This is a genomic window from Alcanivorax sp., from assembly GCF_017794965.1.
Taxonomy (GTDB): domain Bacteria; phylum Pseudomonadota; class Gammaproteobacteria; order Pseudomonadales; family Alcanivoracaceae; genus Alcanivorax.
This window is the reverse complement of sequence record NZ_CP051240.1, coordinates 2,488,918-2,503,353: the sequence shown is the minus strand read 5'-3', so window position 1 is coordinate 2,503,353 and position 14,436 is coordinate 2,488,918. Positions and strand designations below refer to the sequence as shown.

The window sequence follows — 14,436 nt, the reverse complement described above, 5'->3', positions numbered from 1 at the left end:
TTGAGAGAGGTTTGGGTTTTGATCTTCGAGTCGCGCTTCTGGAATCCGTACCTCGCCCAGGCTCGGATCGCGGTCGAACGACCGCTCCTACAGCGGGGTATAGCCAGTGTTGTATTGATGCAAAAAGGCCCGCCCGGTTCCCGGGCGGGCCTTTTTGCATCAGGCATCTTACGCTGCTGCCTGCTGCGGATGACTATCAATGGGCTTGGTCAGGTAACCCAGCATCAGGCCGGCGATATCGATGTCCGGCTGGTAGTGCAGGAACAGGCCTCCCAGCGTACCGAACACCCTTGCCAGCATGATGAAGTCATCGGGCATGCTCTCCACCGGGTCATGCTCCAGCTGGCCGAGAAGGTCGGCAAGCTGTTGCATGATGTCTTCGGAGGAGGGCCAGCCGTCCTGCTGTTCCGGGTTGATGATGGCGTCGCGGACCTGGTCCAGGATGGCAGACACGAAGGCCAGCAGGGTATCCGGCTGGCCACTGCGGGTACGAAAACCCAGCGTATTTAGTGTCTCGGCGATGACTGCCGGCTCGTTCACCACGCAGGCCTGCAGTACACGGAAATAACCATGTCGGGCTTCACGGCTGATGGCCTGACTGCAACCAAAATCCAGCAATACCAGCTCGCCCTGATCGGACACCATGATATTGCCGGGGTGCGGATCCGCATGGAAATGGCCACCATGCAGCACCTGACTGAACCAGGCATCCAACAGACGGTGCAGGGTCAGATTGAGCGCTGCAGGGTTGTCCCGGGCCAGCTCATCCAGCACCAGGGTCAACTTGCGGCCTTTCACGAATTCGGTGGTCAACACATGGCGGGTGCTCAGGGCGGGCACCAGCGCAGGTGTGGTCACACCTTCAATCGTCTTCAGCTGGTTGCCGATGCTGTCGAGAATGCGGGCCTCGCGTTCATAGTCCAGCTCCTCACGCACGGTGCGCTGGATCTCGCGCACGATGGTGTCGGTATCCATGGGGGGCAGGGAACTTTTCACCGCATCCACGAAGACCTTGAGTATGGCCATGTCCAGTTCTACCAGCTCGTCCAGTCCTGGTCGTTGCACCTTGACGGCCACTTCCGTCCCATCTTTCAGTCGGGCCCGGTGTACCTGGCCGATACTGGCGGCGGCCAGTGGTGCGGGGTCGAACTCGGCAAACAGCTGCTCCAGAGGCTGGTCAAAGTCCCCCTCGATGACGGTACGGACATCTTCAAAGGAGATAGGCGAGACCTGATCCTGTAGCACTGCCAGCGCATCCACCCAGGGCTGTGGCAACAGATCGGGTCGGCTGGAGAGCAGTTGCCCTATCTTGAGGAACGCCCCTCCCTGTTTCTGGGAGGTGTCCAGAAATCGCTGGGCATTGCGTTCATGCAATGTCATCAGGGCTTTTTCACGCATGCTGGCAGGCAGGAAGGCCGAACGGGTATTCCAGAGGCGGTAACTGGTGAGAATCTTTGTGAGCATCCAGCCGGTGATGCTGAGGCGCTTGAGGCGGGCAGGCCAGCGCCGGGCTTCCTCTGCGAGCTGTTGCATTTCCTCGTTCACGGCATTGGCGCCCCGGCCAATGGCCTGGCAGGCACGAAATGCCTGATCTGCCAGCCCGCGGCCTTGCCAGGCGGCTGTTTCGATCGCCTTGATGCAGCCATTGATGACAGCCAGCCAGGCCTTGAGGCCGCTGTCCTGCTGGCGTTGGCCGGCAAAATCGGTCAGTGGCTGCCAGGCAGCACCGGGATCCTGAGTCGGTTTTGAGTCGTGATCAGACATGGCCACGCACCCCTGCTAGTGAATGAGTGTTCACAATTTAGCCTGACCGGGGCCGATGTGCAATATAAAAATGTACACATGTACACATCTGGAAGAGATGTGTTGCCCATGTTGTTTCCGGACTATCCCTGCCCCTGCTGCAATGCTTGTGCAGCGCGATCTCCCTCTTTCCCTGGTTGGGAATGTGAACACCGATAAGACCTGAGTATTGATCAGAAAACGGTCTGATATGTACAAAAGGATCATTTCCGAGTGTTTTGTGACATTGACGGCATCGGGGGCTGAACGCAGGCTGAAGTCTGCCATGGAGTGAGAGCCGTTATGCCTGAATCTGCAATGATCCTCCACCACTACGCCTTGTCGCCCTTCTCCGAGAAAGTGCGCGCCATGCTCGGCTATGCCGGTTTGTCCTGGCAGTCAGTGACCACCGACGAGATGCCGCCGCGGCCCATGCTGGCGCCTCTGGCGGGTGGGTATCGCAAGATCCCGGTTGCCCAGATCGGCGCCGATGTTTTCTGCGATACGCGCACCATTACCCGGGAAATCGCTCGCCTTTCCGGCAAGCCGGAATTGGCGCTGGAAGGGGTGGATGAAGAGGTGCGGGCATTTGTGGCCGAAACCGATCTGGCTCTGTTCATGGCAGTGATGATGTCGTCGGTGGGATTGCGGGTGAATATCAAATTGTTCCGCGCCCTGTCTTTCGGCCAGCTGCTGCGATTCTTCAAGGACCGGATTCAGATTGGTCGCACCTCCACCGTACCGAGGATCAGTCTGAAGGAAGCCCGGGCCAGGACCCGTGAACATCTTGCCGATATGGAAACGCGTCTGCAGGCGCAGCCCTGGTTGTTTGGGGACAAGCCCTGTATTGCGGATTTCAGTGCTTACCATGCACTGTGGTTTCTGCGTGAAGTGGCGGAATCAACGATGCTGCAGCCCTTTCCGTCGGTTCTGGCGTGGATGGATCGCATCAAGGCGTTCGGGCAGGGTGCCAGTACGCCATTAAGTCAGGAGGGGGCGCTGGAAGCTGCCCGCAAAACCCGTCCGCGTCCGTTGCCTGAGGCAGCCACGCAAGACGCTTTGCTGGGTAAAACCGTTCAGGTTACGCCCACGGATTATGGTCAGGTGCCTTCCACTGGCACGCTGGTTTACCGCGACGATAACCATATCGTTGTGGCGCTGGCCAACGCAGGAGATGCGGTTGTGCATGTGTATTTTCCTGCGGATGGGTTTGAGGTCCGTGAGGCGTTGTAGGGGGGTAGCCGTCTGTCATCATTCCGTCACTCAGGGGGCGGCGTTTATCGGTTTTGTGGACTGGCGCACCCTGTGTGACTGTTCGGTCATCAGAACAAAGGGTTTAATGAGGGGAACGGCATCAACAATAAAAACAGGTGCCGTGGTTGGATAACAAAAATACAGGGGAAATCATGGAATCACGATTGAAGTTGCTTGGAGCTCTGGCTCTGGCAGCATCGGGGGCCGTGCATGCCAGCGATGCGGCCTCGCTGGAAGCACTGGAGCAGCGGTTGTCCCGGCTGGAGTCCCAGGGGCAGGAATACACGCCTTCAGCTTCGGACTGGACCGACCGCGTCACCATCAACGGTTTTATTACCTATGGCCTCACTCGTCATGATGTGCATCAGAAGCAGGGTGCGCTGTCTCCAGGTGCGAATCCGGATGAGGGAGAGCGCTTTACATACCTTGAACGAGTCACCGATGAAGTTTCCCATCGCGAGCTGTCCCGTGCGGGTATCCAGTTCAATGCGGAGGTCAACGACAAGACCTCCGTGGTGGTGCAGATGCTGGCACGGGGTCGGGATAACTATGATGCGGAAGTTCAGTGGGCCTACGTGGATTATGAATTATTGCCGTCGCTGAAATGGCGGGGCGGGCGCTTGATGCTGCCCAACTCCATGCATTCCCAGTACTACAATGTGGGCTATGCCTACCATTGGGCTGCGTTGCCCAGTGAGGTCTACGACATTGTGCCGTTCGATACCATGGATGGCATGGATCTGACCTGGAGTTTCAATACCGGCTCCCTGTCCCACGAACTGAGTGCTTTCTACGGTAGTCTGGATGTGCCGGATAATACGTTGCCTGTGACGGTGATTTATCAAGGTCGGGATTATGGCGGTATCAACCTGCGTTCCCGCTGGGGCGATCTGAGTACCTATCTCAGCTATAGCCACGCCAAGCTGACGGCAGACCTTTCAGGCATGGATGCTGTTGTTCCTCTGCCCCCAGGCCTCAGCTTTGCATCAGCCTCCATTGATGATGCCAGTATCTCCGGCACCAGTGTTGGTTTTACCTACGACAATGGCAAGTTCATGCTGATGGCGGAGCGCTCTGATCTGGACCCGAAAGCCTGGTTCCCCTACCGCTGGGGTGGCTATGTGAGTACAGGGTATCGCTTTGGCAAGTGGATGCCGCATGTGACATGGGGCGCCACGAATTCCAGTGATATTTCCCAGGTGCTCAATAATGCGACACCGGTGGATGATGAGCTTGCGCGAAGTAATATGATCCGCAGCAAGAGCTGGACTTGGGGCGTGCGCTACGAGCTGGCATCCGGTATCGATCTGAAAGTCGAAGCCCAACGGTTTTACGACTTGAGCAACGATAAATATGAGCGTACTCAAAGCAACCTGAACGGTATGTTCACTTCCAGTCGAAGTGCATTACCGCTTGAAGACGATCATCCCACTGTCTATCGCATCGCTGTCGATGCCGTATTTTAAGAGGAGGCCATGATGAAATTATTCAAACAGTGTCTGGCCGCCCTTATCATTTGCCTGCCGTTGCAGGTGATGGCAGAGGTCGTGGTCGTAGTTGGAAAGGATTCTCCCATTTCCAGTCTCAGTGAAAGTCAGCTGCGACAGTTGTATCTGGAAGGTTCTGGTCGTATCAACGGTACCAGTGTGAAGGCGCTGGATTTGCCGGAAGATAATCGTGCCCGCAAGGAGTTTTATCAGGAAGCCGTGGGCAAGACCCCGGCCCAGATGAAGAGTTACTGGGCGCGGATGATCTTCACAGGCCGTGGTGCACCGCCGCGTATGGTGTCGGGTAATCGTGCCATGCAGGTGATGCTGGAAAGCAATCCTGAGCTGATTGGTTACCTGCCAGGTGATCAGGTGTCCAGTGGTCTGAAGGTGCTGTACCGCCTTCCCTGAACAGGGTAGACCGATTGGTATACAAATAAAGCCGCCGAACGGTTTTCGTTCGGCGGCTTTTTCATGGGGTATTTGTTACGCTTTGCTGAATGGTGGCGGTTTGCCACCATATAAAAAACGGTGATTATCTTTGCGGCGCTTTTGCCGCGGTTGCTTGCGAATCCTGAACACTGACGAGGACAGAATGAAATCACTCCATGGGCTGCTGTGCACGGCAGGGCTGGTGGTATCCGCTGGCGCCTTTGCCAGCGATGCGGCGACCCTGAAAGAACTGGAACAGCGTCTTGCGCAGCTGGAACTGGAGTCCACGGACACAACATCCTATGACTGGACTGACCGGGTTTCCATCAACGGATTTATCACCTATGGCCTGGCCCGGCACGATGTTCATGAGAATCAGGGGCCGGGGATGGCTTTCCCCAATCCTGAACAGGGTGAAAGTTACTACTACCTGGATACCCTGAGTGATGAGGTGTCTCACCGCGAACTGTCACGGGTGGGGCTACAGTTTGATGCGCGCATCAATAACAAGACCAGCGCGGTGATTCAGATCCTCGGCCAGGCAGGTGATAACTACGACGCGGAAGTGCAGTGGGCCTACCTGGATTATGAGCTGTTGCCCGGGTTGCACTGGCGCGGTGGTCGCCTGGTGCTGCCCACGTTCATGCACTCCCAGTACCTCAACGTGGGTTATGCCTATCACTGGGCCAGCCTGCCTGCCGAAATTTATGGCACCGTGCCCTTTGATACTTTCGATGGCATGGACCTGACCTGGAGTTTCAACACTGGCCCGCTGTCCCATGAAGTCAGCGCTTTTTATGGCGGTGTGGATCTGGAAGAGGGCAATCCACCGGTCTCAGTGGCGTATGAGCTGCGCGATTATGTGGGCGTAAACCTGCGTTCTACCTGGGGGGCAGTGAATAGCTGGATGAGTTATACGGAATCCAGTTTCACGGCGGATTTCTCCTCTCTGGGTCTGGCGTCGGCATCGCTGGACAAGGAGAAGATCTCACAGGGCAGTGTCGGCCTGGGGTATGACGACGGCAGTTTCATGATGATGGCCGAGCGTTCCTTCTATGAGACCGATAACTGGATTCCGCAGCGTTGGGGCGGTTATGTGAGTGCGGGTTATCGCTTTGGTAAATGGATGCCCCATCTCACCTGGGGGGCAACGAACTCATCCGGTCTGGGAGAAGTAGTGCAAGAAGGCGACCCCGCCCGGGTTTTCCTGGCCCGGCAAAGCATGGTACGCAGCAAGAGCTGGACCTACGGGCTGCGCTATGAGCTGGCTTCCGGCATGGATATGAAACTGGAAGCACAAACATTTTATGACATGAGCACCCGTTCGTACCGGGAGGATGGCGCCAATGTGAATGGCTTGTTCACCTCCAGTACGACCGCGGGTGAAATGGAAACCCGTGATCCCACGGTTTACCGCATTGCCATTGATGCCGTGTTCTGAGGGGGATCAGATGAAAACAGTCAAGATGTTGCTGATCGCCCTTTTGCTGCTGCCGTTGCCGGTGCTGGCCCAGGTAGTGGTGGTGGTCAGTCAGGCCTCGCCGCTGAGTGCCATCAGTGAAAGCCGGCTGCGTCAGGTATATCTGGAAGGGGCGGGCGTGGTGGATGGTCAACGTGTCACGGCGCTGGATTTGTCAGAGGATAGCCGCACTCGTACCCTGTTTTACCGTTTGGCAGTCGGCAAGACGCCGGCGGGAATGAAAAGCTACTGGGCGCGGATGATTTTCACCGGGCGTGGCGCGCCACCGCGCAGTGTATCAGGTGTCCGTGAGATGCAGCTCATGCTGGAAAACAATCCCGTGCTGATAGGTTACCTGCCCGCGGATCAGGTAACGGAAGGGCTCAAGGTGTTGCGAACGCTCGACTGACAGCTACGAGCTACGCTTGATTGGATTAAGAAGGGCAGAAAAGTTCCCTTGTTTCTTCATTTCTACGAAGCCGCTGTAGGAACGTAGCGTAGCGAAGTAACGCACGGAGTGCGGCCCGTAGGAGCGGTCGTTCGACCGCGATCCGAGCCTTGGCGAGGTAAGGATTCCAGAAGCAGGTTTCGAGTACCGAGTTTCGAAGAGCAAAGAGAACAACCTGGCACGAGGTTTGGGGTTTTGCCTTTCGAAACTCGGTACTCGTGACTTGAAACTCCTTATCTCGCTTAGGCTCGGATCGCTCAGGCGAGCTGAGCTCCTACGCGGGGTATAGCGAGTCTTTACCGACGCAAAAAGGCATCAGGCATTCCCATCACCCGCCCAGCAATTTGCTCTCCGCTGCTTCCACGGCTTCCAGGGGGCCATAAAGAATGAGGGTGTCATCTTCTTGCAGCAGTGTGGCCGGAGGGGGGTTTTCTTCCCCCTGACCATGGCGCTTGATCTCGCGAATCTCCACATCCTTCAGGCTGCAGGCTTCAATACTGTTGCCGATGGCGTGGGCCTTGCCGGTGAGGGTGACGGCATGCAGTAGCCGGTAGGGATTGCCGGCACTGTCGGCGGTGGGGAAGCTGTCGCCATGGTAGTAACCGCGCAGCATCCGGTAGCGCTCCCGGCGAGTCTTGCGCAGGGTGGCAAGGACCCGCTCGAAGGGAGTGTCCAGCATCATCAGGGCGTGGGCCACCAGCATCAGTGAGGCCTCCAGTACTTCAGGCACCACCTCGGCGGCGCCGGCTTCGGTGAGGCTTTCCAGATGGGTCTCATCCCGGGTGCGCACCAGTACGCGGAGATCCGGGTTGATGTCCCGCGCGGTGTGAATGATGCGTTCGGCAAGCCGGGCGTTGTCGAAGGTGACGACCAACAAGCGGGCCCGCTCTATCCCGGCCCGTTCGAGGATATCCTTGCGACTGGCGTCGCCGAAGAGGATGTTTTCGCCGGCGGCACTGGCCTCCTGCAGGCGGACAAGATCCAGATCCACCGCGATGGCCTGGTGGTGGAAGTTGGCCAGGTAGCGCATCAGGTTTTGGCCTACCCGACCATAGCCGCAAAGAATCACATGTCCCTGGATGTCGCTGGACAGCGGCGGCTCTTCCGGCACAGTCATCCATGGACGCAGCAGCTGGCGTGTCCAGCGGCCACTGTGCTGTATCAATGCCGGGGTCACGGCCATGGTGAGTACGGTGATGGAGACCAGCAAGCCGGCCTTGCCCGGGGTCATCACGTTGTGAGAGACCGCCAGGGCCACCAGTACAAAACCGAACTCGCCGCACTGGGACAGCACCATGCCGCTGCGCAGGCCCACTTCCGTGCGCTCTCCCAGTACCTTGAGCAACACCACGATCAGCAGCCCCTTGAACAGCATGATGGACACCGCCGCGAGAATGATCCAGTGCCATTTGGCAGCAAACAGATCCGGATCCACCAGCATGCCCACACTGATGAAGAAGAGGCCGAGCAGCAGGTCCCGGAACGGACGAAGGTCCGCTTCGATCTGGTGGCGAAAGTGGCTCTCGCCCAGCATCATGCCGGCCAGAAAAGCGCCAAGCGCCATGGACAGGCCAAGCCAGTGCGTCACCCAGGCGGCGACCAGTGCCAGCAACAAGGCTGTCATCACAAACACTTCGTCAGAGCGGGTGCGACCGGTCTCTTCCAGCAAGCGAGGCAGTATCCATTTGCCAGCGATAAAAATACCCACGAACAGAAGCAGGGACTTGCCCAGGGTCAGGGCGGTCATGGCCAGCAGGTTGTCGTTGCCTTCCTGACTGAACAACGGCAGCAACACCAGCATCAGCACCGCAGCCAAATCCTGAAACAGCAGGATGCCCGTGGCAGAACGACCGTAACCGGTATTGACGGCTCCGCGGCCGATCAGCTCGCGGATCACAATGGCGGTGGAAGAGAGTGACAGGGCGCACCCGGTGATGCCCGCGGTCAACGCTGAGAACCCCAGCAGGCGCATGACGGCGAACACCGCCAGCCCGGTGAGAATAACCTGTAGTGGCCCGGCGCCAAAGACCACCCGCCGCAAGGTCAGCAAACGTGGGATGGAGAATTCCAGTCCCAGTGTGAACAGCAGAAAAACAATGCCGAACTCAGCCAGATGCTGGATGCCTTCCAGGTTGGTGATCCAGCCAAACCCGAACGGGCCGGCGGCCAGGCCGCACAACAGATACGCCAGGATGGGCGGCATGCCAAGGCGGCGAAACAGCACCACCGCGGCAACGGCAGAACCGAGCAAGACAACGATCAGTGTTAATGCATCATGCATGGAAAAGGTGGCCCCTGGGTCAATGCCAACCAGTGTAGCAGGTCAGTGGCAGTGGGGCCGCCCATGAGTCATGTAATCCAGAGTTGGTCCATCGCCGGTGGAGAGAGGGACTCAATCAAGGTGCGCTGTGAATCAATCCGCACAGCTGAATCGGTAGCTGTCGTCCAGGGCACGGGGCAAAGTGAGAGAACGAAAACCCCGGCTGTTCATGACGTGACAGAACCCGGCCCGGGTGAGTGGGTCGTTGGCATACAGATAGTCGATATGGAATACCGGTTTGCCGGCGTCAATGAAAGGGGCGAGTCGGTCGCATTCGTTCCATTGGTGACAGGATTCGTTGACGGCGAAGTCCACGTACGGCAGCAGTTTCTCTACCTGCTCCACATTGTTCTTCAGGGAAATCGCCAGGCCCTGGTCATGGGCCTGCTGTGCCAGAAAGCGGTGGTAGTCGAGCTGGTTTCTGCCGGTGAGCGGGAAACCGGTGTCGTTGGTATAGCCATCCACGTTGTCCGGGTCCACGCCGTCACAGCCTTTCTGTGCGGCAAGGGCGATCCTGTCGGCCATGATGCTGCGAACATTACGCGAGCGGATGTCCACCCAGCGCTCACCGGGCCAGCCATCCAACGCGTGCCCTTTGTCTGTCGACCGGAAACGGTCACTGTCTTCCCGCCAGTTTTCGTGGCTGCCTGCCGAGAAATAGCAGATCACCTTGCGACCACTGGCGTGGATGTCATTGATGACGGACTGGGGGGTGTCGAACAGATCCAGGATAAACAGGTCTACCGCATAACCGGTGTTCGCCGGGCCCTGAAGCTGGATCTGCCATGTGCTGTCCACGGTGGGCTGATACCACTCCGTGGAGGGTGTGTGCGGTGGCGGGTTGATCAGGGAGGACAGTATGCTGCCAAGCAGACCCAGATTGTTCATAGCCGTATCGTGAGGTAAGAAAAAGAAGGTACGACTCTGATACTAGGGTGATGAAGCGGTGAAAAATGTGGTGGAATCGCGTTATTTGTGTAAATGCCTTGTACGAATAAGGCATATCAGCAGCGGTTGAGCGTTGCTAACGAGATAACACCCGGAAAAGGTCTATGGCTTTCCCGTCCTGTGCCGGCGGGGTCGGATCAAAAAACAATATCCACGGTTACGGTGTCCGAGTAGGTGCCCTGCACGGCCGTGGGGTCGGCGGGAATACGGCCAAACACGGTCATCATGATGCTGCTGCCTGTGCCCAGTCCTGTGCCGCTTCGGCGATTGGAGGTGTTGTCCCATTCGGTGCTTCGGGCCGCATTCTGAAACAGGCCATAATCAACAAAGTTGGCGCCATCGCTCATTCTGCGTGAACCTGCGGCGAAGTTGCTGCCCTCATTCAGGCCGACAGTAAATGGTGTGGTGTTGGTACAGCGAACGTCAATGAAGGTATCGGCATCGGTTTGTGCCAGTGGGGTGCTTTGGGTGCCGAAATCCAGATCATTGGCAGTGAACTGACACTGATCCTGGATCTCCATGGTGGCTTCCAGGGTATAGGGTGTCATCGGATCGCCGCTGGCAAAGTCGCATGGCTGAAAGGACCGCACTAGTCGTAGTTGAGAGCTGAGCATGGTGGCGGTATGAATTTCGGCTACGACATTACCGGGCACCGGGCCGGGAGCCAGTCCAAAGACTGTCACCGCACCATTGTCGTTGGAGTTAAAAAAGCCGGTGAAGTTAACGGCTTGAGAGACGGCATTCATTGTCGGTTGTATTACAGTGGTACGAGCAGCATCACTATAAACATTGAAAGGGATAGATGGACCCGCACTAGCACCTATCATGTTTCTAGGGAATGTGCTGTTATCTTGATCTGTGTTGACGTAGATACATAACTTGTAGTCGCTCGGCAAAAGAATAGCTTCCAACAAACTTCGGGAACACTGCCATTGAAGAGAAGTGGTTGTGTTGGCATTACCTCCCACAAATGGGTCTCTAACGCCGAAATTCAGCACAGGGGAATTGGTGATAGAGCACTGAAACGCCCAACCGGAACCCGGAAAAAAAAGCAGGCATGTCAGTATTGTACTTTTCGTGGTCATTTCTCTTCCACCATCAGGGTAATCGGGTCACCATTGATTGCGGCAGTGAAAAATTCCACGCTTCCCTCCGGCGGGGTGTTTTCCAGCGGAATTTGCAATTCCCTGCCGGGCAGGACGTATCCGAGCAGACCCTCCTGAATCAGAAACTGCTGGTTTTCGTTGCGGGGCTGCCAGTAAGCATCGGACAGTCGGGCGTGGGCAGTGCCGTTGTTGCGAACACGTAAAGCGCCGTCCTGGAAGTACACGGTCAGTTCGTGCTCCTGTTCTGGCAGTCCCACAAACAGCGGCAGCGACATGCGCAGCAAGACTCTCAGATTAGCGCCCTGATCCGATTCTGTATCGGGCACTTCGCTAATGATCAGGCGGTAGCTCTTTTCACTGGTGGACTCCGCCTGCGGATTTTTTTGAATGACACGGACCAGTTGCTCGCCATTGCCGGGAATCAGTGTGACCGGTGGCGTAATGATCAGGTCATCTTGCTGGCGCAGCTGTGTTTCCCCGTTGGGGCCCTGGTCCCAGGCGAAAAGCTGAATCTGGTAAAACCCTTCCAGTGAAGATCCGTTCTTGAGTTTGTAGGTGGCGTTGGCCTGCTCCGGAGCCATATTCATGCTCAAGGGGGAAACCGTCAGCTGGCCTGCCCACGCCGACAGGGACACCAGTGTCAGCAGGGAAATCAGTAGGGTGTTGTGTATGCGCTTGATCATGGCTAATCCTGTTATTACTGCGCCGACGGCGGCAGACACTGATAAGGGCCAAGCCGTGGCAGAGTGCCGGGGGCCGCGGTGAAGTCGAAGACGACGGTGCACAGTTGGCCTTTGCTGATGATACCGAATTCATTCGTGCCTTCAGTGATGCCCTGCAGGAACACTTCTCCATCATAGCCGACGACTGTGGCTTCTGCGTCGGGCATCAGCACTCTTGCGCCGGCAGGGACAGGGTTACCCTGGGGATCATGAATCACCACCACGGCACTGTTCTGTTGTGAAATTTCAAACCGCGCGGTAACCCCTGTCAATTCGGAGGGCTTGATGGTCAGTTTCTGCGAACCACTTTGCGCATCAACGGGGAGGTCATCAATGTCGATGGCCAGTTCGTTTTCCGTATAGGGAATCAGGTTGGGCAGCAGCAGGCGCCCACGGTGATTGGTCCTGCCGATCAGGCGGTTGGACTGGCGTACCGGCACATCTGCATAGCCACCGGTATCAATGATGGCAAAGCTGTTATTCATGGTGTTGGCGGCGTACACCGCCTCGTAGTTGGATACCACCGAGCCACTCAGGCTGGCGAAGCTGTTGTTCTCGCCATCCTGACCGTACACCCCGGCCTGGATGTCGCCATAGGGCGTCCACCAGCGGCCCCTGGCTTGGCGATAGCCTTCTGAATCCGGGCTGTAAGCCAGATCCCAGCCCAGGTCCCAGAAGTCGCGAACGTGTTGTCGCAGTGTCAGTACGGTATCGGTCTCTCCGCTCTGCTCATCGTGATTGATCCGGGCGCCGGCCTGAATCGGGCGCTGGCTGGGCTCCCTGAACCGATAGTTAAACCCGGCCAGCCAGGTCCTGTCGTCGGACTCTTTCAGGTTCTGGTTCACGCTGAAGGTGAGTGACAACTGCTGCCAGAGCGTGCGGTTATGGCTGATCACCAGGAATTGGCTGTCTTCTCCCTGAAACAGGCGGGTATCCAGATAACTGATATTGAGATTGCCTTGCCGGCCAAAACTGACGCTGCCGTTGACCTGGGTGCTGCTCTTGACCGGGAGCCGAATGTCGATGGAGTTGGACAGGTCCCGGTAGCCGCGGGAGCGTTCTGTATATTGGGCGCTGACCCCGTAGCGCTGGGTGCGAAATTCGTGGCCGACCACCCACTGGGTGCCCTGGTCGCCCTCATTGCTGCCATGGGCGATGGCCAGGTTGGATACGCCCAGCAGACCCGGGCGGACAACAATGCCCGCCCCGCTGTTGAACAGGGTGTCGCTGGCGTTCAGTGTTCCCTCCAGCGTCAGCGTATCACTGAAGCCATAACGGGCCACGCCGGTGGCCACGGAGAAGTCGTCATATTGATTGGAGCGCTGGCCGTAGAAGCGTCTTGGCGCGCCGAGCGTCGCAGAGTAATCCCAGTAGCCTTGCCGGAGCAGCTTGGGGCTGACGTAAAACGGTACGGTCTGGGTCACCTGCCGGCCCAGCGTGTCGGTGGTCACCACCTGCACTTCGCCCAGGCCCGTGACCCTGGGGGCGGTCTCCAGCACAAAGGGGCCGGGCTGCACCGGTTGGTCGGTGAGCCGTAAATCATTCACAAACACTTCCAGTGCTGATGGCAGGGTGGCTGAGCCACTGATTTGCGGTAGCGGGAAAGTAATCAGGTCCGGGCGAGAGCCAAAATTCCGGGAAAGCTGCACCCCGGCCATCCGGATGGAGGGTGTCCAGTTCAGCGCCCCCGTGACGGTGTCCCCGGCCATCCAGGTGCGCATCCGCTCCGGGTCGGTGTAGCGCCAGTAGCTGTCCAAGCGGATGTAGTCGCCATCATCCTGTGCGTTGTCATTCCAGCGAACCACGCCACTGGTGCTGGCAATGCCCCAGTCATCGAAGGCACGCAGTTCATGGCTGGCGGAGGTGGTCTGGTCGCCATTGTCCAGCCAGGTGCTGTAGGCATCGTAGTTCATCAGGATGCCCTGGCCCCGTTGCAGCGGTGTGCTGTCCTGGTCAAAGCCCGCCTTGATGGATTGGTGGGGCAGCCATTCTGCAGGAACGATCAGGTTGATCTGCTGGGCGTTGTTGTCGTACCGGCCGGCTATGTCCAGCTGACTGAGTGTCTGCCATTGTTCCTGGCTGACACTATCCGGAAATCTGACCCCCTGGGTAACCAGCTCATGAGTATCAATAGCCAGCTCTTCACCGTACACCTGAACGGGCAACATATGGGCCGTGGGGCGGCCATTCAGAATCAGCTGGGGGTACGCAATATAGGCATTGCCACCCTGGCCTCTAGCCTGGGCGCGTAAGCGGGCAAGATCGGATTGGGATAACTGGTTGTCCAGGCTAACAACCTGAACTTCGTTTGAAGCCACCTGCAATGGGGGGGGGATCTGCACGAGCGGTGGTGTCAAGGGTGGCGCTGCCCGCAGCGACAAGGGCCGCGAGAAAGCGCCGCACGGTTTTATAGCGACAACACCTGTGGTTATCCCAGAGCTTCACGGATGTCCTTTCCTGAATGCCCCGTTGCCTGGG

Annotated in this window: 11 protein-coding genes; 5 read left to right on the top strand and 6 right to left on the bottom strand. The window is 57.7% G+C overall.

Going from position 1 to position 14,436, the window contains the following annotated elements:
• Nucleotides 1-168 precede the first annotated feature (168 nt).
• A complete protein-coding gene (locus HF945_RS10980) occupies nucleotides 169-1,764 on the bottom strand; it encodes an AarF/ABC1/UbiB kinase family protein (protein ID WP_290522647.1) in 1,596 nt (531 codons plus the stop codon).
• A gap of 321 nt (nucleotides 1,765-2,085) precedes the next feature.
• Between HF945_RS10980 and HF945_RS10975 the strand changes: the two genes are divergently transcribed.
• From HF945_RS10975 to HF945_RS10955, 5 genes are all read left to right on the top strand, one after another.
• Nucleotides 2,086-3,015 (top strand): glutathione S-transferase family protein, encoded by a 930-nt coding sequence (locus HF945_RS10975; protein WP_290522646.1) that lies wholly within the window; start codon nucleotides 2,086-2,088, stop codon nucleotides 3,013-3,015.
• A 173-nt stretch (nucleotides 3,016-3,188) separates the two neighbouring features.
• Entirely contained in the window at nucleotides 3,189-4,502 is a 1,314-nt protein-coding gene (locus HF945_RS10970) for a hypothetical protein (RefSeq protein WP_290522645.1), read from the top strand.
• A gap of 9 nt (nucleotides 4,503-4,511) precedes the next feature.
• A complete protein-coding gene (locus HF945_RS10965; RefSeq protein ID WP_290522644.1) occupies nucleotides 4,512-4,934 on the top strand; it encodes a hypothetical protein in 423 nt (140 codons plus the stop codon).
• A 184-nt stretch (nucleotides 4,935-5,118) separates the two neighbouring features.
• Complete coding sequence (locus HF945_RS10960) at nucleotides 5,119-6,396, top strand: hypothetical protein (protein ID WP_290522643.1); 1,278 nt, start codon at nucleotides 5,119-5,121, stop codon at nucleotides 6,394-6,396.
• A 10-nt stretch (nucleotides 6,397-6,406) separates the two neighbouring features.
• Nucleotides 6,407-6,823, top strand: coding sequence for a hypothetical protein (locus HF945_RS10955; protein ID WP_290522642.1), 417 nt, complete (start codon nucleotides 6,407-6,409; stop codon nucleotides 6,821-6,823).
• 367 nt (nucleotides 6,824-7,190) lie between these two features.
• On the opposite strand, the gene HF945_RS10950 is transcribed toward HF945_RS10955, so the two are convergent.
• The 5 genes from HF945_RS10950 to HF945_RS10930 form a co-directional block, all read right to left on the bottom strand.
• Nucleotides 7,191-9,143 carry a monovalent cation:proton antiporter family protein gene (locus HF945_RS10950; protein ID WP_290522641.1) on the bottom strand — a complete coding sequence of 651 codons (1,953 nt, stop codon included), beginning with the start codon at nucleotides 9,141-9,143 and terminating at the stop codon, nucleotides 7,191-7,193.
• A 132-nt stretch (nucleotides 9,144-9,275) separates the two neighbouring features.
• Nucleotides 9,276-10,070, bottom strand: coding sequence for an endo alpha-1,4 polygalactosaminidase (locus HF945_RS10945; RefSeq protein ID WP_290522640.1), 795 nt, complete (start codon nucleotides 10,068-10,070; stop codon nucleotides 9,276-9,278).
• A 197-nt stretch (nucleotides 10,071-10,267) separates the two neighbouring features.
• On the bottom strand, nucleotides 10,268-11,215 hold the full coding sequence (locus tag HF945_RS10940; RefSeq protein WP_290522639.1) for a spore coat U domain-containing protein: 948 nt from the start codon (nucleotides 11,213-11,215) through the stop codon (nucleotides 10,268-10,270).
• A complete protein-coding gene (locus HF945_RS10935) occupies nucleotides 11,212-11,919 on the bottom strand; it encodes a fimbria/pilus periplasmic chaperone (RefSeq protein ID WP_290522638.1) in 708 nt (235 codons plus the stop codon). The genes HF945_RS10940 and HF945_RS10935 overlap by 4 nt, the downstream gene beginning before the upstream one ends.
• Before the next feature lie 14 nt (nucleotides 11,920-11,933).
• The gene (locus tag HF945_RS10930; RefSeq protein ID WP_290522637.1) at nucleotides 11,934-14,300 is read right to left on the bottom strand and encodes a fimbria/pilus outer membrane usher protein; all 2,367 of its coding nucleotides are present in this window, start codon (nucleotides 14,298-14,300) and stop codon (nucleotides 11,934-11,936) included.
• Nucleotides 14,301-14,436: the final 136 nt, after the last annotated feature.